Raw genomic sequence first — 22414 nt, 5'->3', positions numbered from 1 at the left:
CTGTCGCGTCCTTGTGGCGCGACTGTGCGCTCCCTGTGAGTCCCGCCGAGTGCCGGCGGGACCCAAGACAGGGCCTGACAAATCAAGAGCAGATCAGAGGGTACGTCGTTTGGCCGAGGCCGCCGCGAGACGCTCCAGCACGGTGACCGTGCCGTCCCAGCCCATGCACGCGTCGGTGACCGACTGGCCGTACGTCATGTCCGAGCCCAGCTCCTGGCGACCGGGCACCAGGAAACTCTCCAGCATCACGCCACTGATCGCGCGGTTGCCGGCCTCCATCTGACCGGCGATGTCCTCGGCGACCAGCGGCTGCCGGTTGTGGTCCTTGTTGCTGTTGCCGTGCGAGCAGTCGATCACCAGACGCTCGGGCAGACCGGCCTTGCGCAGCAGTGCCAGTGACGCCTCGACGTCCTCGGCGCTGTAGTTCGGCTTGCCGCCGCCACCACGCAGCACCAGGTGACAGTCCGGGTTGCCGGTCGTGTGCAGGATCGCCGGTGTACCCGAGTAGTCGATCCCCGGGAAGACGTGCTGGGCCGCGGCGGCGTGAATCGCGTCGACCGCGGTCGAGACGCTGCCGTCCGGGCGGTTCTTCATGCCGATCGGCATCGACAGGCCGGACGAGAGCTGGCGGTGCACCTGCGACTCGACCGTCCGGGCGCCGATCGCACCCCAGGCCACGGTGTCGGCGATGTACTGCGGGGTGATCGGGTCGAGGAACTCGACGGCCACCGGCAGACCCCGGCTGACCACCTCCAGCAGCAGCTTGCGGGCGATCCGCAGGCCGGCGCCGACATCACCGGAACCGTCCAGGGCCGGGTCCATGATCAGACCCTTCCAGCCGACCGTGGAACGCGGCTTCTCGAAGTACACCCGCATCACGATCAGCAGGTCCTCGCTGAGCCGCTCGGCCTCGGTCTTCAGACGCTCCGCGTACTCGCCGGCGGCGACCGGGTCGTGCACCGAACACGGCCCGACGACGACCAGCAGGCGCTGATCTCGGCCGTTCAACACATCCTCGACCTGCTTGCGGCCGGCCAGCACGGTGTCGTGCAACTCCGACGTCAGGGGCAGCTCGTGGTGCAGCAGGGCCGGGCTCATCAGCGGAACGATTTTCTCGATGCGCTGGTCGCGGACGCGCTGCACCTCGGGGGCGGTCATGGTGATCTCTTCTCCTTCGACCGGCCCGCAACGTGAGCCGGTTTGCTTTGGGCAAACAAAAAGGCAGCGACGATGTCGCTGCCTCAGCCGGCTCTGGCGGGGTGTCTCAGGTCATGGGGTCATGGCCGAGGCACCGGCTTGAGCCGGCCTCGTAAACCAATAAAACGACCACGTCCGAGTCACGCCCGCCAGCATAGCCGGATCAGCCGACCCGTGGCAGATATGGCGTGTGATGTTCAGCTGATGGGACGACCATCTGCGGGGCCAGCGGCAGCATCACCGTGAAGATCGTCTGCCCCGGGCGGCTCTGCACACCGACCTTGCCCCGGTGCGAGGTGACCACCGCGTGCACGATCGACAGGCCCAGACCGGTGCTGCCGGCCGCCCTCGACCGCGAGCTGTCACCGCGGGCGAAACGCTCGAAGATGTGCGGGACCAGATCCGCCTGAATGCCCTGACCGTTGTCGATCACCTGGAGCACCGCCGCGTTCGGCACCGTGCCGACCTTGACCGTGACGGTCGAACCCTCCGGGGTGTGCGTGCGGGCGTTGGCCAGCAGGTTCGCCACCACCTGATGCAGGCGGGCGCCGTCGCCGACCACGGTGACCGGCTCCTCCGGCAGGTCCAGCTGCCAGTAGTGCCCGGGGCCGGCGGCGTGCGCGTCACTCGTCGCGTCCACGGCCAGCATGGTCAGGTCGACCGGATCCTGCGCCAGCGGGCGGCCGGCGTCCAGACGGGCGAGCAGCAAAAGGTCCTCGACCAGGGCGGTCATCCGCTTCGCCTCGGACTCGACCCGGCCCAGGACGTGGGCGATCTCGTCCGGGATCGGCTGGCGGCTGCGGCGGCTCAGCTCGGCGTAACCACGGATGGCGGCCAGCGGCGTGCGCAGCTCGTGACTCGCGTCGGCGACGAACTGGCGGACCTGCATCTCGCTGGCGTGCCGGGCCTCCAGGGCGCTGCCGATGTGGTCGAGCATCCGGTTCAGGGCCGAACCGACCTGCCCGACCTCGGTCCGCGGGTCGGTGTCCTGCTCCGGGACCCGCTGGGCGAGTTCGACCTCGCCACGATCCAGGCGGAGCTCAGCTACGCGACTCGCGGTCGCTGCGACACGATCAAGAGGCTTGAGCGTACGGCGGACGATCAGCGCCCCACCCCACCCGGCGATCAGCAGCGACCCGAGGATCACGCACCCGGTGAACGCCGCGACCGCGACCAGGGTCTGGTTCGTGTCCGTCAGGGGGAGAGCCGTGATGGCGGTGACCACGCCGTAGTCGGAGGTCTCGGTGCTCCAGGCCATGGCCCGGAACTCGCCCAGATCCCCGAGGTCGACGTTGACTTTCTTGCCGCTGCCGGCCTGGACCGCGGCCGCGATCTCCTTGCGCTGGTCATCGTTGAGCAGGTTGTACTTGTTGTCGTTGAAGCGATTGTTCGTGGCCGATTCCGACGTCGTGGCCGACGAATCCGGAAGAGCGACCTGGCCACCGCCGAGGAACGCGCCGGAGGAATCGAGGTAGAGCAGGATCGACCCGATCGGAATGTTCGGCGGGGGCTTGTCGAGGGCCAGGGCCTCGTCGGACCTGAAAGCGCCCGGAAAGCTGGGGCCGCCGGGGCTGCCTTGATTCCGGTCCGAGTGGATGACGAACTTCCGGGCGTCGCCGAGCTTCTCGTCGAACTGCTGATAGAGCGAGTTGCGCAGGTAGAGCTCGGCAGTGCCGCCGACGACCAGGCCCAGGACCGCCAGCAGGGCGATCATGGTGGCGACCAGCCGGGTACGCAGCGGCCAGCCCGCCGGGCTGCGCCAGCGGGCGGGGCGGGGGCGGGCCGTGTCGGCAGCAGCCATGATCAGTCGGCCGGCTTGAGGACGTAGCCGGCGCCGCGCATGGTGTGGATCATCGGGGCGCGGCCGGCGTCGATCTTCTTGCGCAGGTAGGAGATGTAGAGCTCGACGACGTTGGCCTGCCCGCCGAAGTCGTAGTTCCAGACCCGGTCCAGGATCTGCGGCTTGCTCAGCACCCGGCGGGGGTTGCGCATGAGGTAGCGCAGCAGCTCGAACTCGGTCGCGGTCAGGGTGATCAGGTCACCGCCGCGACGGACCTCGTGCGAGTCCTCGTCCAGGGTGAGGTCGCCGACGACGAGCTGCGACTCGGTGCGCATCGGGGCGTGGCCCATCCGGCGCATCAGCCCGCGCAGCCGGGCCACGACCTCTTCCAGGCTGAACGGCTTGGTGACGTAGTCGTCGCCGCCGGCGGTGAGGCCGGTGATCCGGTCCTCGACCGAGTCCTTGGCCGTCAGGAACAGCACCGGGACCTCGGGTGCCTCGCCGCGCAGCCGGCGCAGAACTTCCAGCCCGTCGATGTCGGGCAGCATCATGTCGAGGATGACGGCGTCCGGGCGGAAGTCGCGCGCGGTGCGCACCGCGCTGAGTCCGTCGCCGGCGCTCTTGACCTCCCAGCCCTCATAGCGCAGCGCCATGGAGAGCAGCTCGGCCAGCGTCGGCTCGTCGTCCACCACGAGTACGCGAACCGGGGTGCCGTCGGGCCGCCGAAGTTCGGTGCTGGAGTCTGCGTTCGCCATCGTCATGTCCCCAACTGTGGTCGGCGACGCTCGGCGTCGGCTTTCCGTTTCCTGTGTAGCAGCTGTGCAATTGGCCCATAGGAGATGCCGTGTCGTCTTGGTTTTCGGCACGGGCCGCTTCCACCTCAAGCGTTAGTGGCATTTCTCCGTACATAATCGGGGGTTTTGATGGTTTTTGTCGGGAAGCTTGGGAGCGCGGAACACTCGCTGTCGTCACGATGTTGTGCAAGCGTTGGCATGTCGGCGGGCGCGAGCGTGGGGAGCTGCACGTGGATCTTCTCGAGGAGTACCGCAGGGCCAATTTCTTCTTCGAGTCCGGCGACCCGCTCGGCGCGTCCCGGCTTCTCGAACCGATCGTCGAGGCGGAGCCGCACAACACCGCGGTCCGTCAGCTGCTGGCTCGGGCCTACTTCAACTCGGCCCAGCTGAACGGGGCGGAAACGCAGCTCCGGGCCCTGATCGACCATGATCCGTCGGATCATTACGCGCATCATGTGCTCGGCCGGACCCTGGAGCGGGCCGGGCGTTTCCGCGAGGCGCTGCCGCACCTGCGGCTGGCCGCCGCGATGAAGCAGCAGCCGGATTATCAGGACGCGGTGCGCCGGGTCGAGACCTGGCTCGGCAAGAACGCCGCGGAATAGGGTCTTGGTCATGAAGCTGAAGCTCGACCTGCACGACATCTTCAACAAGGGTCAGGAGATCGACCGCGCCCTGCGGGGGATCATCGACGAGGCGATCCAGAAGAAGGCCGCCCTCGTCGAGATCATCCCCGGGAAGGGCAGCGGCGCCCTGAAGAAGAAGGTGATCCGCTTCCTCGAGCAGAAGGACGTCAAGCAGCTCTATCACCGGATCGAGAAGGACGGCGACAACTGGGGCCGCCTCTTCGTCCACTTCCGCCACGAAGCCCCGGCCGGGCGTCGCGGCCGGGGACGATAAAACCTCAGAGCTCGTACGTCTTGGCTACCGCGACCATCTCGCTGCTGTGTGAACCCAGGATGCCGACGCCGGCCGGGCGGGCGTGGAAGCCGGGCATCTCGGTGAGGTTGTCGCCGGCGTCCATGGCCCGCACCTTCACCGGGCCGGCGCCGTGGATCGTGACCACGACCTGAACGCCCTCGGCGGGCGGCGCGTGGAAGATGAAACCGGTGCCCCAGCCGCCCCCGGCCGACTTGTCGGCCGGGATCTGGACGCCCGCGACCGTCAGGGTGGTGACCTGGGTCGCCGCGGCCACGTGCAGGGTGGTGAAACGGACCGTGCGCTGCGGCTTCAGCCGCAGGGTGAGGACCCGGTCGCCGTTCGCCGCGGTGGTCTCCGACTCCTTCGTGACCAGTGGTGCCGGGAGCGTGGCGGCCTGGGCCGGGCCGACGCGCAGCTCCTCGGCGCCGAACGCGGGCAGGGTCGTGGCCACCGGCTTGGGGTCGCCGGCGACGTACTGCGAGGTCCACTTCTGGGTGCTCGCCTCGGTGCTGAGCCACTCGGCCTGGCCGGTGTCGGCGTCCAGCGCGTACATCAACTGGGTGAGCGCCGGATGGGTGGTGTCGAACCGGTCGACGGCCAGGCCGGCCGCTGTGCAGACGACCGCGGTGAGCGAGGCGACCAGGGTGGCGAGCGTGCCCTGACGGCGGGCGCGCAGCGCGGGCAGGCCCTGAACCGGCTCGGCCGACGGGTGGACCAGGTCGATCACGGGGAGCAGGGCCAGCAGGAGCAGCACGGTCAGGAACGCGCCGGCACCGGCCATCCCCATGCCCAGCGCCGGGAACAGCATGACGACGGTGGGCAGCAGGATCGCGGTGGCTACGAGACCGCCGAGGGTGATCACGGCGGTGCCGAGCCACGCCCGTACGCGCAAAGCAATTAAGCCTGTGATGGCGCCGGCCAGAGCCGGCAGCGTGGCCAGATAAGCCCCACCGGGAGTGACCGCGGCCAGGACCAGGCCGAGCCCGGCGAGCCAGGCCAGACCGGCGACGGCCAGCGCGGCGGCGCCGAGCTTGCGGCGCAGCAGGGCGAACCAGCAGAGCACCACGGCGGCGGCGATCGCGATCACCGCGATGCGGTAGAGACCGGGACGGTACGGATCGATGGGGAGCGCACCGTACTCCGGGCGGATCAGCGTCAGCACCGTCCAGAAGACCTGGGCCAGCACCGGCGCGACCACGATCGGGGCGAGCGTGAGCAGACCGGCCAGGGCCAGCCGCTTGCCGGTCAGCCGGCCGGTGCGCCGGGCCAGCCAGGCCAACGCCGCGACGGCGAGCAGGGCCAGCCCGGCCAGGACCCAGATGAGCGCGCCCGGATAGCGCACGAGCTGACCGAAGGCGGGGAAGTAGGTCGCGTCGCCACCGGCCGTGGCCTGGCCGATGTTCGCCGTGTTGCCCAGCGTCCGGGTGAGCGCGAGCGCGTTGGCGCCGTGGTGCTGCAGGCTGTCCCGATCCATCGCCGAGGGCAGGTCGGTGGGCGCGTGATACACCGCCGCGCCGTCGATGTACGCCGAGTTCAGCCCGGCGAAACCGGCCTCGCGGAACGCGGTGAAGTCGGTGTCGTTCGGCAGCAGGCGGTAGATCTCGACGGCGAACGAGGTGCCGACCGGGTACGGCGCATGCGAATACGCCTCCACCAGCCGCGCGTTCTTCTCCGAGGTCTCGAACATGATCGCCGGACCGGAGCTGCCGCGCGCCTCCAGGTTGATCGCGATGCCGCCGTCGCGGGCCAGATCGTTCTGCTTGACGAACGCCTCGGCGCCGCACAGGCAGGCCTCCTCGGCGTCGGTGAGCACCAGCACCACGTCGTTGACCAGCTGGTCGCTCTTGGTCAGCGCGCGAGCGGTCTCCAGGATCGTGGCGACGCCGGCCGCGTCGTCGTTGCCGCCCGGGCCGGTCTGGGCCGAGTCATAGTGCGCGACCAGGAAGATCCGCTCGGTGGAGGCCTTCCCCGGGATCACCGTGACCACGTTGCGGACGCGGGCCAGGCCGGTGCCGCCGGCGCTGGCCGACAGCTCGCCGCCCTGCACCGACACGGTGTCCTGCACCTGCGGGCTCAGGCCCAGGCCGGTCAGGGTCTGCACCAGGTAGTCCCGGACGCGGTCGTTGGCCGCGCTGCCGGCCGGATGCGGTGTCGTGGCGATCGCCTGCACGGTCTGGAAGGCCCGCTCGGCACTGAACTCGGAGGCCGGTGCCGAGACGGGCGCGGCCGCGGGCGGCAGGATGGACCGGACCGAGGCGAAGCCGGCCAGGGCGAGCACGGCGAGGACGGCCAGGGCGGCGAAGCCGCGCCGAGCCGGCCGGACGAGAGCGGCGTCACGCATGGGTGACATCTAATCGTGGAGGTACGACATCCGGGTACCCGGTAGATCGATTGGCGCGGGCGATAGCGTTGTCGGGGTGACTGCCTCGTTCGACCCGGCTGCCGTCATCGCGGAATTCATCGACGCGGTGGCGCCCTACAACCCGCAGCCGGACGCTCCACCGGTCGCACTCCTCGGGATCCGTACGGCACTGGGTGACGAGACGTTCACTCTGAGCGATCATGTGATCCGGGCCATGTGCCGGGCCCTGGAGTCCTATCGGGACCCGGAGGACCGCGGGCGGTGCGTCGACTGTGGCGGTCGCCACCTCGACGAGAACCTTCACTGCCAGGACTGCGGGCGGCTGCACGGCATCCTCGGCCAGGTGATCGCTGATCATGCCCGCCGCGTCGCCGCCTCCGGCGATGGCAGCGCTCCCAGTGAGCCGGCGTGAGGCCAGGTCACGAGGTGGTGACCGATGTTGTGTCACCGGGTCCGGTGGTACACGATTTCCGGGTCACCTCTGCGCTGAGTGAGGATTCTCCGATGTCGGATCGTTCGCTCGCCTCCAGCACCTATGCGCTCCATCAGCAGCATCTGGAGCGGTTGCGCATCCTGCTGGTCGAGGATGACGAGGGTGACGCCTTCCTGGTCCGCGAGCTGCTCAGCGAGGCCGAGGCGCCGTTCGAGCTGACCGTCGCGAGCAGCCTGCGGGAGGCTCGTGAGCTGGTCGCCGGGGCCGAGTGCGTGCTGCTCGACCTGGGGCTGCCGGACGCCGAGGGCATCGACGGCCTGCGCAAGCTGCTGGCCGTCGCCGGTGGCGCCGCGGTCTGCGTGCTCACCGGCCGCTCGGACGAGCACCTGGGTGTCCAGGCGGTCGCCGAGGGCGCGCAGGACTACCTGGTCAAGGGCCAGGTCGACGGGGTCTGGCTGGTCCGCGCGCTGCGCTACGCGGTCGAGCGGAAACGGTCCCAGGACGCCTCCCGCCGGCTGCGCGAGGTGGAGCTGCGCCAGGAGGAGTCGGCCCGCCTGGAGCGCGGCCTGCTGCCCAAGCCGCTCATGCAGACCACCGAGGTGCAGGTCGAGACGTTCTACCGGTCCGGTCGCGCGGCCGGGCTGCTCGGCGGCGACTTCTTCGACGTGGTGCAGATCGGCGAGGACAAGCTGCACGTGATCGTCGGCGACGTCTGCGGCCACGGCGTGGACGAGGCGGCGCTCGGCGTCGAGCTCCGGGTCGCCTGGCGGGCGCTGGTCCTGGCCGGGGTGCCCGAGGAGCACGTGCTGGCCTCGCTGGAGCAGGTGCTGATGACCGAGCGCCGGGCCCGGGAGGTCTTCGCCACCGTCGCCTCGGCCACGATCGACCTGGTCAAGAACCGCGCGACGGTACGCCTGGCCGGCCACCCGCCGCCCGTCGTGCTCAGTGAGGGCCGGGCCACGCCGGTGCAGGCGCGTACCGGGATCGTGCTCGGGGTACGTCCCACTCCTACGCCCTCTACCGAGCTGGAGTTCGCCGGCGATGACTGGTCACTGCTGATGTACACCGACGGGCTGATCGAGGGTCATACCGGCCCGGGGAACGAACGCCTGGACGTCGACGGGCTCTGCAAACTGCTGGACGAGCCGGCCGCGCGGGCGCTCCCGGTGGCCGGGCTGCCGGCGTGGCTGGTCGATCGGGCCGACCGGGACAACGGCGGCCCGCTCACCGACGACGTGGCGATGCTGCTGATCTCCCGGGGAGGTGGGCGGTGATCAACCTCCGCGTGCAGACGTGGTCGCTGCGGGCCCGGATCGCCGCGCTCTGCGCCACCCTCGGCCTGATCCTGACCGGCCTGGGGGTGTTCGCGGCGTTCACCGCGGCCGCGCACAACAACCAGCTGGACGACGTGCTGAACCGGGCGAGCCCGATGCGTGCGGCCGGCGAGACGCTGAACACCGCGATGGTCGATCAGGAGACCGGCATCCGCGGTTACGCGATCACCGGCAAGGACACCAACCTCGACCCGTACCGTCAGGGGCTCGCCGACCAGGCGACCCAGGTCTCCCGCATCGAGGGTTACCTGCACCCCGAGGACCGGACCATCCGGGCCGACCTGGACGACGTCAAGGCCCGGATCGACACCTGGCACCGCGAGGTCTCCGAGCCGGTCCTCGCGACCGTCAAGTCCGACGGCCTGCAGGCCGCCCAGGCCCAGATCGAGGCCGGCAGCACCCGGCAGTTCGACGACCTACGGGCCTCGATCAACCGGATGCAGACCGACATCCAGGTGCTGCGGGGCAAGAGCGCGACCGCGGCCAAGGACTCCAGCCAGACCATGGTGGCCATCGAGATCGCCGCCGCGGGGATCGTCGTGCTGGCCGGGATCTTCCTGATGCTCCTGCTCGACCGCCTGGTCAGCCGGCCCATCCTGGACCTGGCCGACCAGGTGCGCCGGGTGGCCGGCGGCGACTACGAGCGGCACATCGAGAGCCGGTTCGGTTCGCCCGAGCTGGTCGGCCTGGCCTCCGACGTCGATCAGATGCGCCAGCAGATCGCCTCCGAGCTCTCCGAGGTGCGGGACGCGCGCCAGCAGGTCGAATGGGTCAACCAGCAGCTGCAGAGCCAGGCCGAGGAGCTCACCCGGAGCAACAGGGACCTGGAGCAGTTCGCCTACGTCGCCTCGCACGACCTGCAGGAACCGCTGCGCAAGGTGGCCAGCTTCTGCCAGCTGCTGCAGCGGCGGTACGCGGGCAAGATGGACGAGCGCGCCGACCAGTACATCGGCTTCGCGGTGGACGGCGCGCAGCGCATGCAGCGCCTGATCAACGACCTGCTGGCGTTCTCCCGGATCGGGCGGCTCACCAACGGCTTCACCGACGTCGACCTGAACAAGGTGCTGGGCGAGGTGAAATCCCAGCTCGAACCGCGAGCGGGCGAGGACGCCGAGATCAGCTGGCCGCCGCTGCCCACAGTGGAGGGCGAGGAGCCGTTGCTCACCACGCTCTTCGTGAACCTGGTCGGCAACGCGCTCAAGTTCCGCCGGCCCGACGTGCCGCCCGAGGTGCGGATCACCGCCGAGCGGGACGGCCGGGAGTGGAAGTTCAACGTGCGGGACAACGGCATCGGGATCGAGGCCGAGTTCGCCGACAAGGTCTTCGTGATCTTCCAGCGGTTGCACGCGCGTGACGCGTACGAGGGGACCGGCATCGGACTGGCGATCGTCAAGAAGATCGTCGAATACCATGGCGGACGAATCTGGCTGGACGTCGGTGTCGAGGTAGGTGCGTCGATCTGGTTCACGCTCCCCGCGCCGATCGGCGCCGACGAGCCGGACGAAGAGGCGGAGAGCCGAGAGATGGTGGGCGCATGAGCATTGAGCGGGAGAGCGGCACGCCGATCGAAGTCCTTCTGGTCGAGGACGATCCGGGTGACGTGCTCATGACGCAGGAGGCGTTCGAGGAGCACAAGGTCCGCAACACGCTGAACGTGGTGTCGGACGGCGCCGAGGCGCTGGCCTACCTGCGACGCGAGGGGCAGTACGCCAATGCCGTACGTCCGGATCTGATCCTTCTTGATCTGAACCTGCCGCGGCGGGACGGCCGTGAGGTCCTGGCCGAGATCAAGAAGGACGACGAGCTGGGGCGGATCCCGGTCGTCGTGCTCACCACGTCCTCGGCCGACGAGGACATCCTGCGCAGCTACCAGCTGCACGCGAACGCGTACGTGACCAAGCCGGTCGACTTCGAGCGGTTCATCGCCGTGATCCGGCAGATCGACGAGTTCTTCGTCAGCGTCGTGAAGTTGCCACCGCGTGCTTGATCAAGTTTCCGATCTCATCCGTGAGGTCGCGCAGACCGTCGTGCTGCCCCGTTTCCGGAAACTGAGCGCCGACGAGGTGCACCAGAAGTCGCCCGGCGACCTGGTGACCATCGCCGACCAGGAGTCCGAGCGCGCGCTGACCAGCGGTTTGACCGCGCTGCTGCCCGGTTCCGTGGTCGTCGGCGAGGAGGCTGTCGCGGCCGATCCGACGGTCCGGGACCGGATCGGCGCGGGCGGCGCGGTGTGGATCGTCGACCCGGTCGACGGCACCAACAACTTCGCCGCCGGCAAGACACCCTTCTGCGTGATGGTCGCCCTGGTCAAGGACGGTGAGACCGCCGCCGGCTGGATCCTCGACGTGGTCGCCGACCAGCTCACCGTGGCCGAGCGCGGCAGCGGGGCGTTCCGCGACGGGGTGCGGCTCAAGACCCGCGCCGACGCGCCGGCCGCGGCCGATCTGCACGGCGTGATCGCCCGGAAATACCTGCCCGATTTCGTGCTTGAGCAGGTCGATCGCCACGGCGACGCCCTCGGCAGCCGCACCACCGGGCGGCACTGCGCCGGTTACGAGTACCCGGCCATCGTCACCGACGTGCAGCAGTTCGCGATGTTCTGGCGGATCCTGCCGTGGGACCACGTGCCCGGCACCCTGATCGTCCGCGAGTCCGGCGGCGTCGCCCGGCACCTCGACGGCCGGGAATATCGGCCGGTCAACCATCGCCGCGGGCTGCTCGCCGCGGCCAACGAGGAGATCTGGCAAACCGTGCAGACCACCCTTTTTCTCGACGGCCCACCGGTCGTCGAGGACTGATTTCGGTACGCCGTGGCGGATCTCACAGTGGGATCCGGCGCGGTCGCTCGGCGATCTACCGTGCAGGGGTGACCTCGTACCTCGATGAGCTCTTCGGGTTGAGCGGGCGGACCGCGGTGGTGACCGGCGGCAGCTCCGGGATCGGCCGCGAGATCGCCCTGGCCCTGGGCCGGTCCGGCGCCCGCGTGATCCTCGTCGCCCGGCGGCCCGACCCGATGGCCGAGGTCGTCGCCGAGCTGGAAAAACTCGGCGCCGAAGGCGACGCGATCTCCGCCGATCTCGCCGATCGCGAGGCGGTCCGGGCCACGATTAAAAAGATCATTTCGACGTACGGCGTTCCCGACGTCCTGGTCAACTCGGCCGGCGTGAATCTGCGCCCGCCGCTGGGCGAGCTCACCGAGGACGTCTGGGATCTGACCGTGGCGGCCAACCTGACCGCACCGTTCCTGCTCGGGCAGGCGTTCGGTCCGGTGATGGCCGAGCGCGGCTGGGGCCGGATCATCAATCTCGTCTCCCAACAGGCATTTCGCGCGTACGGCAACAGCGGTGCCTACGGCGCGGCCAAGGCCGGACTGGTCGGACTCACCCGATCGCAGGCCGAGGCGTGGTCCCGGCACGGGGTCTGCGTCAACGCGATCGCGCCCGGCGTCGTGCACACGCCACTGACCGAAGCGGTCTTCGCCGATCCCTCGAAAGTGTCCGCGCACGCCGCCCGGTCGATGATCGGACGCAACGGTCTGCCCACGGATTTCGCCGGATGTGCCGTTTTCCTGGCGAGTGGCGCGAGTCAAGCGGTGACCGGTCAGACACTCTTCGTCGACGGCGGATATTCGGCCACCTGATCGATCTCCCTCTCTCCAGGTCCGGCGCGGTAAAGTACCGGGCGCTCATGACTTGGAGGTTTCCGTGGCGGCGCTTGGATCCCGCACCGTGCTGATCGCTTGCATGGCGGCCGTGGTCACGGCCGTGCTGGCCGTGACCGGTGGCACCGCGGCCTGGGCCGCCGACCCGGAAGGCGGCACCAAGAAACTACGGGCCAACCTCGAGGCCGCCGCCAAGGGATACGACCAGGCGAAGACGAAACTGGCCGCCTCCAAGAAGCGGCAGGGCCAACTGAACGCGACGATGAAATCGGCGCAGGAACGGGCCGGCAAACTCACCAAACGCGTCGCCGCGGTGGCCAACCGGTCCTACCAGATGGGCCGGGTCAGCACGGTGATGCTGCTGCTCAACAGCAACGACCCGGACAGTTTCGTCGAACGCGTCCAAGGGCTCGACATGCTCGCGCAGGTGGACGGCAGCACACTCGCGTCCTACAAGGACGACATCGAGACCACCAAAAAGGCGCAGACCGCGCTGAACGCCGAGATCCTCGAACAGCAGCGGCAGCTCAAAGTCATGGAAGGCAAGAAGAAGCAGGCCGAGACCGCGCTCGCCGAAGTGGGCGGCGGATCGGCCGGCGGCTTCATCGACGCCGACTCGCCGGCCGCCGACCCCGCCCCCCGCAACTCGGACGGGTCGTGGCCGAAAGAGTCGTGCACCGTCGACGACCCGACATCGACCGGGTGCATCACGCCGCGGATGCTGCACGCGTACCAGCAGGCCCGGTCGGACGGGTTCACGCACTACACGGTGTGCTGGAGCCAGCGGTCGTCCGGGGAACACCCGAAGGGGCGGGCCTGCGACTTCTCGGCCAACGCGACAACCTTCAAGGACGCGGCGGCGACCGGGAGCGACAAGGCCTACGGGGATCGGCTGGCCGCGTACTTCGTGAAGAACGCGGACAAGCTCGGGGTGATGTATGTGATCTGGTATCGGCAGATCTGGATGCCCAGTACCGGGTGGCGGGCGTACAGCGCGAGCGGTGGGCCCTCGGTGGTTCACACCAACCACGTGCACCTCTCGATGCTCTGACCGTTTTTGACGGCTCATGACGCCCGTCCCGGTTTTCGGGGGCGGGCGTTCGCCGTATCCGCCGGTCCGGGTGTGGGGTTCGTGGTCTCCGTCGGAGCGGGTGTGGGGTTCGTGGTCTCCGTCGGGGCGGGTGTGGGGTTCGTGGTCTCCATCGGGCCGGGTGTGGCGTTCGGGGCGGAAATGGCCCGGGACGGATAGCATCCCGGCGATGGAGACCGCGCCGCCCCGCGCCCTGCCCACGGCCCTGGCCAGCGCCCTGGCCTTCGGTTCGAGCGGCGCCGTCCTGGTCCTGGAGATCGTCGCCCTGCGCCTGGTCGGCCCCTACGTGGGTGTCACCCTGCAGGTCAGCAGCTCGGTGATCGGCATCTCGCTGGCCGCCATCGCGTACGGCGCGTGGCTCGGCGGCCGGCTCGCCGACCAGTACGACCCGCGCATGCTGCTCGCCCCCGCCCTGATCTTCGGCGCCATCGGCACCGCCGTAACCCTCCCGCTGGTCCGCTGGGGCGGCGAACTACTCCGCGGCGGCGCCGCCCCGGCCGTGCTCCTGCTCGCCGCCCTGGCCGTCTTCCTCCCCGCCTTCGTCCTCGCCGCGATCCCCCCGATGGTCGTGAAACTGCAGCTCAGCAGTCTGCGTGAGGCCGGAACGGTGGTCGGCCGGCTGTCCAGCATCGGCACCCTGGGTGCGATCACGGCGACCCTCGGCACCGGCTTCGTCTTCGTCGCCGCGATGCCGAGCAGCGCGATCATCCTGAGCCTGGCCGGGCTGCTGGCGCTGGGCGGCCTGGTGCTCGGCTGGTGGCTGCGACGCGACGAGAACCATCCGGACCTGCCCGGACCACCCCGCTTCCGGTCCGTGCTGGCCACGATCGGGCTGGTCGGGGCCGGGCTGGGCGCGGTCTCGCCGACTCCCTGCGACGTGGAGACGGCCTACCACTGCGCCCGGGTGGTCACCGACCCGGACAATCCGGGCGGGCGCACGCTGATGCTCAACTCGGCCCCGCACTCGTACGTCGATCTCGACGACCCCCTTCATCTCGAATTCGCCTACATCCAGTGGATCGCCGCGGTCGCCGACGTCCTCCGTCCCACCGGCGCCCCGATCGACGCCCTGCACATCGGTGGCGGCGGGTTCACCGTCCCCACCTACCTCCGCGCCACCCGCCCCGGCAGCGACCAGGTCGTGCTCGAACTCGACGGCGACCTGGTCAAGCTCGACCAGCGCGAACTCGGCCTGGTCACCGGCCCCGACCTGCGGGTCCGGATCGGCGACGCCCGGGTCGGCGTGGCCCAGCAGCCGTCCGCCGGGTACGACCTGGTGGTCGGTGACGCCTTCGGCCACCAGGTCGTGCCCTGGCACCTGGCCACCCGGGAGATGGCCGCGGACATCTCCCGGACCCTGCGGGCCGACGGTGTCTACGCCCAGAACGTGATCGACTACCCGCCGGACCGCCTCATCCGCGCCGAGCTGGCCACGGTCGAGGCCGCCTTCCCGAACGTGGCCCTGATCGCGCCCGCGGACGCCCTGGCCGGTGAGATCGGTTCCAACTTCGTGATCGTCGCCTCCCGCGGTCCGTTGCCCCTGACTGCTCTGGGCGCGCGCCTGGCCCGGGTGAAGGAGCCGGTCAAGCTCCTGTCCGGTGCCGAGCTGGCCGGCTACGTGGGCGGCGCCCGGGTCCTGACCGACGACTACGCCCCGGTCGACCAGCTCCTTCCCGGCTGAGATCCGGCTTCCGCGGTCTCCCGGCCCGGCGAATCCGGGCGGGTTTCGGTGTGCGGCTCCGGAGGATGAGCCGCTCGGGCGAGAATCGGCGCATGGGGCGTACGGAGCGAAACGGTCAAGAGGGATCGCTTCGCCTCGCCGGGCGATACCGCCTCCTGGAGAAGCTCGGCACCGGCGGCATGTCGGTGGTCTGGCGCGGTTACGACGAGACCCTGGGCCGCGAGGTCGCGGTCAAGGTGCTCGCCCCGCAACTGGCCACGGACCGCGTGTTCCGGGATCGCCTGCGTCAGGAAGCGCTGGCCGCGGCCCGCCTCTGCCACCCGCACATCACCGGTGTGTACGACTTCGGCGAAGCGCTGCTCTCGGAGCACCTGACCGTTCCCTACGTGGTCATGGAACTGAACGACGGCGAGTCGGTCGGCGCGCGGATCGGCCGGCAGGGCTCGCTGGACTGGCGCGAGGCCGTGATGGTCGGCGCCGAGGTCGCGTCCGCGCTGGCCACCGCGCACGCCCGGGGTGTCGTGCACCGCGACGTGACCCCGGCCAACGTGATGCTCACCGGCTCCGGCGCGAAGGTGGTGGACTTCGGCATCTCGGCGGTGATCGGCCAGCGCGACGCCGGCCCGGACGGCAGCCTGCTCGGCACGCCCGCCTACCTCGCCCCGGAACGCCTCGGCGGTGCCCCGGTCTCGCCGGCGACCGACGTCTACGCCCTCGGGCTGCTCCTCTACCGCGCGCTCACCGGCCGGATGCCGTGGCCGGCCCAGAGCACCACGGAGGCGTTGCGGGCCCACCTTTACGCCGACCCCGACCCCGTCCCGGAACTGCCCGGGATGCCGTCCGGGGTGGCCGAGCTGTGCCTGCGCTGCCTGGCCAAGGATCCCACCGCCCGGCCGCTCTCGGCCGAGCTGGCCCGCGCCCTGGCCGCCACCGTCGGGGTGCGCCCGATCATCCCGCCGCTGCGCCCGGGGGAGCGGCCGTCGTTCGCCGCCGCCCGCGGTGTGGCTCCCGCTCCCGTCTCGCCCGACGACCCGGAGCGCCGGACGGCCTGGCTGCGCCCACCCGGCTGGTTGAGCGGCTCGCCGTGGGCCCGGGTTCGCAAGCTGCGCCTGCGCGCGGCCCTGCGGCTCGGCGCCGCGCTGCGGATGGGCGGGGTGCGCCCGCTGGGTGGTGGCCTGTTCACCGGGGCCCGCCTGCACCGCACCCGCCCGGCCCGGAACCGCCTGTCGATCGTCGCCGCGCTGGCCACCGTGGTGCTGCTGGCCGGCAGCGCGCTGAGCTGGTCGACCCGGCGCGTGCCGGCCGAGGCCGACCAGTCGAGCGCCTCCGCCGCCGGTCCCGCCCCGGACGGGGCCGTGGTGCGGCGGATCCGCTGCTCGGTCAGCTACCAGGTACAGCGGGACACGGGCGGCTCCTTCGAAGCGCGGATGACGGTGATCACGTCGGGTGGGCCGGGGGACTGGCGGGTCGACTTCTCGTTCCCCGGCACGCAACGGCTGGCCGGGCCGCCCAAGTCGGTGGCCCAGCGCGGGCAGCACATCACGGTGCACGGCCAGGGCCGGTCCCGGACCGTCACGCTGCGCGGCGGTTATCGCGACCGGAACCCGCTGCCGCTCTCCTTCGCCATGAACGGGCACCCGTGCCGGGCCGAGGTGATGGGCAGCGTCAGCGAGTCCACCCCGGTCGAGGACGACTCGGTGAGCGCCGCCTCGGCCAAGGACCGGCCGGAGGAGACGATCCGCAAACGCAAGCGCCAGCCGACGCGCCCGGGCGGCACCGCGCGCAAACGGGCCACGACGCCGCCGGCCGCCCGGACGCCGGCCGCGCCGGCCAAGCGCGGCAGCGGATTCTCGCTCGCGCTCTGAGGTTTCCGCCCGAGCTGTCTGGATAGGGTCGACGACATGACAAGACTGGCTGTGGTCACCGGCGGTGGCACCGGAATCGGCCGGGCGACCGCCGGCATGCTCGGGGGCGAAGGCTTCGACGTGATCATCGTGGGGCGCCGGCCCGAGGTGCTGACCGACGCGGTGAAGTGGATCGGCCCGCAGGCGTCCGCCGTGACCGCCGACGTCTCCGACCCGGCGCAGGTGCGCACGGTCGTCGAGGCGGTGGCCGGGCGGGCGTTGGACGTGCTGGTCAACAACGCCGGCGCCTACCTCGCCGGGGACGAGAGCACCCTTGAGGGCGTGGCCGCGCGCTGGCGGGCCAACCTCGACTCCAACGTGCTCACCGCGGTGCTGATGACCACCGCACTGCTGCCGAGCCTGCGCCGGCCCGGCGGGAAGATCATCCTGACCAGCTCGATCGCGGCACAGCGCGGTGGCGGAGGCCCCTACTCGGCGGCGAAATCCGCGCTCCACGGCTATGCCCTGGACCTCGCCACGAATCTCGGCGCGGAGGGGATCACGGCCAACGTGATCTCGCCCGGATACATCACCGACAGCGAGTTCTTCGACGGCCGGATGACGCCCGAGGGGCACGCCAAACGGGTCGCCTCGTCGCTGGTCAACCGGGCCGGGGAGCCACAGGAGATCGCCGAGGCGGTGCGGTGGCTGGTCGGGCCGGGCGGTGGCTTCGTGACCGGGCAGATCATCAACGTCAACGGGGGCACCGTCCTGGGCCGCTGACGGCGTGATCGAACGCGGCCGGTCCGGCCCCGGCACGACCGGGACCGGACGTCGCGCGATCACGGTGGGTCGCGCCGGCTCCGGCGTACGCCCGCGGGGGGAATTTGATTCTTCGGCGGCCGACCGGACCGGCCGCCGAAGACCGGATGCGCACGTCATTGACTGCCTCCGGTGAAGCGGCCCTCGTCCGCCCGGTTGGGCCGGAACCGCAGCCCGGACCAGCGGTCGTCGATCGCCACCTGGCCGCACGGACGCATGTCGAAATCGGCCACGATGGGCCAGAGCGAATCGCGGTTGATGTCCGCCTGATTGCCCTTCGGATAGGCGATCCAGAACGCGCTCGGCTTGTCCAGGTCGGCCCGGTGCTCGGTGAGCTGCTCGCGCACGCCGGCGGCGTCCTCGGCGAAGAGCACGGCGGTGCCGGCGGTGGCCAGCGTCCCGGTCTCGCGCACGCCCTCCGGCATCGGGGTGAGCAGCGGCAGACGGGCCGGCTGGTTGAGCCAGAGGGTGGAGTTCGGCTTGATCAACAGCTTCTCGGCGATCGTTTTGCTCATGACCTGAGACTTCCATTCAGGAGTCGGTCCGGGTCGGGTTTCGCTCTCCGCATGGCTCGGCCTCCCGCCGCGGGAATTCGGATGCCCACGAGCTTGGCCCGCCGCGACGGCCGCCGCCCGAATTTTTGTTCGGGCTGTGGACAACCGCGGGCTGTGGATAACTCCGGTTCTGTCGGTGGGGGCTGATAGACATGCCGGGTGACCGAGACGACGCGGATGACAGCCGATGCGGCTGAGCGGGCGAGTGTGCGGGAGCGTGCCGAGGAGGTGCTGCGCCGGCTCGCCGGGGAGCACGCGAGACTGCGTGAGGATCAGTGGCGCGCCATCGAGGCGCTCACCGTCGACCGCCGGCGGGTGCTCTGCGTGCAGCGCACCGGCTGGGGCAAGTCGGCGGTCTACTTCGTGGCCACCGCTCTGCTCCGAGCGGGCGGCACGACCGGGCCGACGGTGATCGTGTCCCCGCTGCTCGCCCTGATGCGCAATCAGGTCGACGCGGCGGCCCGGGCCGGCATCCGCGCCCGCACCATCAACTCGGCCAATCTCGAGGAGTGGTCCGAGGTCGAGCGGGAGATCCGCTCCGGTGCCGTCGACGTGCTGCTGATCAGCCCCGAGCGGCTGAACAATCCGGACTTCCGCGACAACGTGCTGCCCGGCCTGGCCCACAGCACCGGCCTGCTCGTGGTCGACGAGGCGCACTGCGTCTCCGACTGGGGCCACGACTTCCGGCCGGACTATCGGCGGCTGCGGACCTTCCTGGCCGGCCTTCCGGGGCGCACCCCGGTGCTCGCCACCACGGCGACGGCCAATGCCCGGGTCACCGCCGACGTCGCCGACCAGCTCGGCGACGCGCTGGTGCTGCGCGGCCCGCTCGGCCGTGACTCGCTGCGCCTCGCCGTGCTGCGCCTGCCCGATCCGGCGCACCGGCTGGCCTGGCTGGCCGAGCATCTGGAACAGCTCCCGGGCTCGGGCATCGTCTACACGCTCACCGTCGCCGGGGCGACCGAGACCGCCGACTTCCTGCGGTCGCGTGGCTTCGCCGTGGCCTCCTACACCGGGCAGCTCGACGACGCCGAGCGCCGCGCGGCCGAGCAGGACCTGCTGGACAACAAGATCAAGGCGCTGGTGGCGACGTCGGCGCTCGGGATGGGTTACGACAAGCCCGACCTCGGGTTCGTCGTGCACCTGGGCGCGCCGAATTCGCCGATCGCCTATTACCAGCAGGTCGGCCGGGCCGGCCGGGCCGTCGAGCATGCCGAGGTGATGCTGCTCCCGGGCCCGGAAGACGCGGCCATCTGGCGGTATTTCGCCTCGCTGGCCTTCCCGCCGGAGGATCAGGTGCGGGCGGTGCTGGCGCAGCTCTCGGCCGACCGCCCGATGTCCACGCAGGCCCTCGAACCGCTCGTCGACATGCGGCGCACCCGCCTGGAACTGATGCTCAAGGTCCTCGACGTGGACGGCGCGGTCCGGCGCACCCGCGGCGGCTGGCTCGCCACCGGCGAGCAGTGGGACTACGACCACGCGCGATTGCGGCGGGTCGCCGAGGCCCGCGAGACCGAACAAAAAACCATGATCGAGTACGCGGAGACGGCCGTCTGCCGGATGGAATATCTGCGGCGATGCCTGGACGATCCCGACGCGACACCGTGCGGGCGGTGCGACAACTGCGCCGGCCCGCTCTTCGACGCCGACGTGTCGGCCGGTTCACTCGCGGCGGCCGAGGCGTTCCTCGGGCGGCCCGGAGTGGAGATCGCGCCGAAGAAGATGTGGCCCACCGGGCTGTCCGCGATCGGCATCTCGCTGAAAGGCAAGATCGGGCCGGGGGAGCAGCTCGAACCCGGGCGGGCCGTCGGGCGGCTGTCCGACCTGGGGTGGGGTTCACGGCTACGCGGCCTGGTGGGGCCCGACTCGCCCGACGCGCCGATCCCGGCCGAGCTGGCCGCGGCGGTCGTCGAAGTGCTCAAGGCGTGGGCCCGGGGCGAAGACGCGTGGGCGCGGCGGCCGGTCGGGGTGGTGGCGGTCGGGTCACGCCGTCATCCACAGCTTGTCCACAGCCTGGCCGAGCACATTGCCGAGGTGGGGCGGTTGCCGCTGTTCGGAGGGTTGCGGTCGGCGGGGGCGGAGAGTTTCCGGGGGAACAGTGCGCAGCGGGTTCGGGCGCTGCATGACGCGTTTGTCGTCCCGCCCGAGGTGGTTGACGGGATCAAGGCGGGGCCCGGCCCGCTGCTCCTCGTCGATGACCTGGTGGATTCCGGGTGGACGATGGCGTTGGCGGGCCGGGCACTTCGCCGGGCCGGGGCCGATTCCGTGCTGCCGTTGGCCCTCGCGGTGGCCGGCTGACCTGCTGGTTTGGCTGGCGGGGGGGGGTGCGTCTGCCCTCCGCTTCGCCACAGCCTTGTCGGCGGGCGGGGTCAGGCGAGGCCGAGGATGGCGTTTCGGGTGGGGCGGTTGTCGATCTCCATGAAGCGACCCGGGCCGGCCAGCGGGGTGAAGCCGGAACGGCGGTAGACCTCGTGGGCGTCGCGGGTGGCCAGCAGCAGGCGGAGGATGCCGCGGGCGGTCATGTCCTCGACGATGCTGTCGACCAGCCAGACGCCCAGGCCGTGCCCGCGGTGCTCCTTGTCGACGAAGACGTCGCAGATCCAGGCGAAGGTGGCGCCGTCGGTGACCACGCGGGCGAAGCCGACCTGCTCGTCGCCGTGCCGGATCGAGTAGGGCAGGGAGCCCTCGATCGAGCGGTTGACCAGATCGTGCGAGCGGCCGGTGGCCCAGTAGGACTCCTCGGACAGCCAGCGGTGCACACGATCGATGTCGACCCGGCTCGCGTCGTCGGTCAGGACGTAGCCGTCGCGTTCGCGGTCCCCCACAGGTGCTCCTTCAGCGTTTCCGAACTGCGTTTCCGAACTGCGTTTCCGAACTCTGCCGCATCCTGCCATGAGCCGTGGGCCGGTCGGCGAACGCTTTCTCACGGGGTGGGGGCGAGCTTCGGAAGGATGGCGGCCAGGCGCGTGAGCCAGAGAGCCGGGCCGCCGGGCAGCGCGCCCTCGATGGTCCAGGGGCGGACATCGGCCCGGGAGAGCGGGACCGGCCCGCCGGTCATCGCGAGCTGGTGGAGGCGGGGCGAGAGTCGCATGCCGGGGAGTTCCGCGAGCAGGACGGCGTCGTAAAGATCCTTGGCGGCCGATTCCCGCTGCACGGACTGGTCGGCGGCCAGCCAGTGCAGCTTCCAGGCCAGGGACAACTCGCGGGTGGCGGTGAACAGGCCGACCGGCGCGCGCCCGGCCGCCCGGGGCACGGCGGTCAGCACCGGCGGCTCCGGGACCGGCTCGTCGAACGCGAAGTCGATGCCGATCTTCCCGCCCTCACCGTCGGGTGTCATCCATGGGAGCAAAACCCTGGTTCGGAGGCCGCAGCTGCCGTCGAGATCGTCGTAGTCGTCCGAGTATTCGGCGGACGCGAACTGGCTGATGGCCTCCAGATCGAATTCCACCCCTTCCGGCGTACGCGGACTGCCCTTGATCAGGTCTCGCACGAAGTCGACCGGGTAGCCGGTCTCGGCGAGATCTTCCGAGGTCATCCAGTGCAGACCCTCGGGTGGCAGCCGGGGACGCTGCCCACCGGTCTCGAACTCCTCGAACCCCCACATCTCATACCGCGCGCCGCCGTGCACCGCCTCCGGCCAGTGCTGGGCCGGCTCGATGCTGTCGACGAACGGCCACGGCGCCAGATCGTCGGGCCGGGACAGGCCGGAGGAGAGCACGATCCAGTCCAGATCGGCCGGCAACCGGGCGTCGGCGCCGACCCACGCCGGCATCAGCGCGCTGCCCCGCAGCATCAGCATCTCGGCCCAGGACGACTCGGCGATCAGCCCCAGGACATGATCGAGTGCGGAACGATGCGCCGCGTCCCACGGATCCATCTCCACGACGGCACACGCTAGCGCCCGGGTACGACAGAACTCCGATACCGGAGGGGGGTATGCTGGG

At 70.6% G+C, this 22414-nt stretch carries 20 protein-coding genes; 13 read left to right on the top strand and 7 right to left on the bottom strand.

The window, feature by feature from the left end; genetic code table 11:
• Positions 1–93 precede the first annotated feature (93 nt).
• The 3 genes from ACSHV8_RS38610 to ACSHV8_RS38600 all read right to left on the bottom strand — a co-directional run bounded on the left by ACSHV8_RS38610 (position 94) and on the right by ACSHV8_RS38600 (position 3738).
• Complete coding sequence (locus ACSHV8_RS38610) at positions 94–1158, bottom strand: 3-deoxy-7-phosphoheptulonate synthase (protein WP_436524187.1); 1065 nt, start codon at positions 1156–1158, stop codon at positions 94–96.
• 202 nt (positions 1159–1360) lie between these two features.
• Positions 1361–2998 (bottom strand): HAMP domain-containing sensor histidine kinase, encoded by a 1638-nt coding sequence (locus ACSHV8_RS38605; RefSeq protein WP_436524185.1) that lies wholly within the window; start codon positions 2996–2998, stop codon positions 1361–1363.
• 2 nt (positions 2999–3000) lie between these two features.
• Positions 3001–3738, bottom strand: coding sequence for a response regulator transcription factor (locus ACSHV8_RS38600; protein WP_436524183.1), 738 nt, complete (start codon positions 3736–3738; stop codon positions 3001–3003).
• 263 nt (positions 3739–4001) lie between these two features.
• Between ACSHV8_RS38600 and ACSHV8_RS38595 the strand changes: the two genes are divergently transcribed.
• Positions 4002–4373: a tetratricopeptide repeat protein gene (locus ACSHV8_RS38595; protein WP_436524181.1), complete on the top strand. Its 372-nt coding sequence runs from the start codon at positions 4002–4004 to the stop codon at positions 4371–4373.
• 10 nt (positions 4374–4383) lie between these two features.
• On the top strand, positions 4384–4668 hold the full coding sequence (locus ACSHV8_RS38590) for a Smr/MutS family protein (protein ID WP_436524179.1): 285 nt from the start codon (positions 4384–4386) through the stop codon (positions 4666–4668).
• 4 nt (positions 4669–4672) lie between these two features.
• Here ACSHV8_RS38590 and ACSHV8_RS38585 read toward each other — a convergent pair whose 3' ends face one another.
• On the bottom strand, positions 4673–7030 hold the full coding sequence (locus ACSHV8_RS38585) for a M28 family peptidase (RefSeq protein WP_436524177.1): 2358 nt from the start codon (positions 7028–7030) through the stop codon (positions 4673–4675).
• A 76-nt stretch (positions 7031–7106) separates the two neighbouring features.
• Between ACSHV8_RS38585 and ACSHV8_RS38580 the strand changes: the two genes are divergently transcribed.
• The 10 genes from ACSHV8_RS38580 (at position 7107) to ACSHV8_RS38535 (ending at position 17877) form a co-directional block, all read left to right on the top strand.
• Positions 7107–7463, top strand: coding sequence for a hypothetical protein (locus tag ACSHV8_RS38580; protein WP_436524175.1), 357 nt, complete (start codon positions 7107–7109; stop codon positions 7461–7463).
• A 92-nt stretch (positions 7464–7555) separates the two neighbouring features.
• Positions 7556–8758 carry a PP2C family protein-serine/threonine phosphatase gene (locus ACSHV8_RS38575; protein ID WP_436524173.1) on the top strand — a complete coding sequence of 401 codons (1203 nt, stop codon included), beginning with the start codon at positions 7556–7558 and terminating at the stop codon, positions 8756–8758.
• Positions 8755–10356: a sensor histidine kinase gene (locus ACSHV8_RS38570; RefSeq protein ID WP_436524172.1), complete on the top strand. Its 1602-nt coding sequence runs from the start codon at positions 8755–8757 to the stop codon at positions 10354–10356. The genes ACSHV8_RS38575 and ACSHV8_RS38570 overlap by 4 nt, the downstream gene beginning before the upstream one ends.
• Entirely contained in the window at positions 10353–10805 is a 453-nt protein-coding gene (locus tag ACSHV8_RS38565; protein WP_436524170.1) for a response regulator, read from the top strand. Before ACSHV8_RS38570 ends, ACSHV8_RS38565 begins: the two co-directional genes overlap by 4 nt.
• Positions 10798–11616 (top strand): inositol monophosphatase family protein, encoded by an 819-nt coding sequence (locus ACSHV8_RS38560; RefSeq protein WP_436524168.1) that lies wholly within the window; start codon positions 10798–10800, stop codon positions 11614–11616. The genes ACSHV8_RS38565 and ACSHV8_RS38560 overlap by 8 nt, the downstream gene beginning before the upstream one ends.
• Positions 11617–11684: 68 nt before the next feature.
• On the top strand, positions 11685–12458 hold the full coding sequence (locus tag ACSHV8_RS38555; RefSeq protein ID WP_436524166.1) for an SDR family NAD(P)-dependent oxidoreductase: 774 nt from the start codon (positions 11685–11687) through the stop codon (positions 12456–12458).
• Between the two features lie 103 nt (positions 12459–12561).
• Positions 12562–13530 (top strand): coiled-coil domain-containing protein, encoded by a 969-nt coding sequence (locus ACSHV8_RS38550; RefSeq protein ID WP_436537102.1) that lies wholly within the window; start codon positions 12562–12564, stop codon positions 13528–13530.
• A gap of 208 nt (positions 13531–13738) precedes the next feature.
• Positions 13739–15250, top strand: a complete 1512-nt coding sequence (locus tag ACSHV8_RS38545) for a fused MFS/spermidine synthase (protein WP_436524164.1) — start codon at positions 13739–13741, stop codon at positions 15248–15250.
• 92 nt (positions 15251–15342) lie between these two features.
• Entirely contained in the window at positions 15343–17115 is a 1773-nt protein-coding gene (locus ACSHV8_RS38540) for a protein kinase domain-containing protein (RefSeq protein ID WP_436524162.1), read from the top strand.
• Between the two features lie 36 nt (positions 17116–17151).
• Positions 17152–17877: an SDR family NAD(P)-dependent oxidoreductase gene (locus ACSHV8_RS38535; protein WP_436524160.1), complete on the top strand. Its 726-nt coding sequence runs from the start codon at positions 17152–17154 to the stop codon at positions 17875–17877.
• A 155-nt stretch (positions 17878–18032) separates the two neighbouring features.
• On the opposite strand, the gene ACSHV8_RS38530 is transcribed toward ACSHV8_RS38535, so the two are convergent.
• The gene (locus ACSHV8_RS38530) at positions 18033–18431 is read right to left on the bottom strand and encodes a hypothetical protein (protein WP_436524158.1); all 399 of its coding nucleotides are present in this window, start codon (positions 18429–18431) and stop codon (positions 18033–18035) included.
• A gap of 216 nt (positions 18432–18647) precedes the next feature.
• Between ACSHV8_RS38530 and ACSHV8_RS38525 the strand changes: the two genes are divergently transcribed.
• Positions 18648–20768: a RecQ family ATP-dependent DNA helicase gene (locus tag ACSHV8_RS38525; protein ID WP_436537100.1), complete on the top strand. Its 2121-nt coding sequence runs from the start codon at positions 18648–18650 to the stop codon at positions 20766–20768.
• Positions 20769–20839: 71 nt separating this feature from the next.
• Here the strand turns inward: ACSHV8_RS38525 and ACSHV8_RS38520 are convergent, their stop codons facing one another.
• Together ACSHV8_RS38520 and ACSHV8_RS38515 are read right to left on the bottom strand one after the other, a co-directional pair.
• Positions 20840–21295: a GNAT family N-acetyltransferase gene (locus ACSHV8_RS38520; RefSeq protein ID WP_436524156.1), complete on the bottom strand. Its 456-nt coding sequence runs from the start codon at positions 21293–21295 to the stop codon at positions 20840–20842.
• A gap of 98 nt (positions 21296–21393) precedes the next feature.
• Positions 21394–22347 carry a nucleotidyl transferase AbiEii/AbiGii toxin family protein gene (locus ACSHV8_RS38515; protein WP_436537098.1) on the bottom strand — a complete coding sequence of 318 codons (954 nt, stop codon included), beginning with the start codon at positions 22345–22347 and terminating at the stop codon, positions 21394–21396.
• Positions 22348–22414 lie beyond the last annotated feature (67 nt).

It is taken from the genome of Actinoplanes sp. HUAS TT8 (assembly GCF_051380535.1).
GTDB lineage: Bacteria > Actinomycetota > Actinomycetes > Mycobacteriales > Micromonosporaceae > Actinoplanes.
Note: the sequence above shows the minus strand (reverse complement) of the source record. Positions and strands in the feature narration are given on the sequence as shown.

Bases quoted from the DNA above. Each gene is read 5' to 3' on its own strand.
- ACSHV8_RS38610 (WP_436524187.1), bottom strand. From the start codon at position 1,158: ATGACCGCCCCCGAGGTGCAGCGCGTCCGCGACCAGCGCATCGAGAAA.
- ACSHV8_RS38605 (WP_436524185.1), bottom strand. From the start codon at position 2,998: ATGGCTGCTGCCGACACGGCCCGCCCCCGCCCCGCCCGCTGGCGCAGC.
- ACSHV8_RS38600 (WP_436524183.1), bottom strand. From the start codon at position 3,738: ATGACGATGGCGAACGCAGACTCCAGCACCGAACTTCGGCGGCCCGAC.
- ACSHV8_RS38590 (WP_436524179.1), top strand. From the start codon at position 4,384: ATGAAGCTGAAGCTCGACCTGCACGACATCTTCAACAAGGGTCAGGAG.
- ACSHV8_RS38585 (WP_436524177.1), bottom strand. From the start codon at position 7,030: ATGCGTGACGCCGCTCTCGTCCGGCCGGCTCGGCGCGGCTTCGCCGCC.
- ACSHV8_RS38575 (WP_436524173.1), top strand. From the start codon at position 7,556: ATGTCGGATCGTTCGCTCGCCTCCAGCACCTATGCGCTCCATCAGCAG.
- ACSHV8_RS38565 (WP_436524170.1), top strand. From the start codon at position 10,353: ATGAGCATTGAGCGGGAGAGCGGCACGCCGATCGAAGTCCTTCTGGTC.
- ACSHV8_RS38550 (WP_436537102.1), top strand. From the start codon at position 12,562: ATGGCGGCCGTGGTCACGGCCGTGCTGGCCGTGACCGGTGGCACCGCG.
- ACSHV8_RS38545 (WP_436524164.1), top strand. From the start codon at position 13,739: ATGGAGACCGCGCCGCCCCGCGCCCTGCCCACGGCCCTGGCCAGCGCC.
- ACSHV8_RS38540 (WP_436524162.1), top strand. From the start codon at position 15,343: ATGGGGCGTACGGAGCGAAACGGTCAAGAGGGATCGCTTCGCCTCGCC.
- ACSHV8_RS38535 (WP_436524160.1), top strand. From the start codon at position 17,152: ATGACAAGACTGGCTGTGGTCACCGGCGGTGGCACCGGAATCGGCCGG.
- ACSHV8_RS38530 (WP_436524158.1), bottom strand. From the start codon at position 18,431: ATGAGCAAAACGATCGCCGAGAAGCTGTTGATCAAGCCGAACTCCACC.
- ACSHV8_RS38525 (WP_436537100.1), top strand. From the start codon at position 18,648: ATGACAGCCGATGCGGCTGAGCGGGCGAGTGTGCGGGAGCGTGCCGAG.
- ACSHV8_RS38515 (WP_436537098.1), bottom strand. From the start codon at position 22,347: ATGGATCCGTGGGACGCGGCGCATCGTTCCGCACTCGATCATGTCCTG.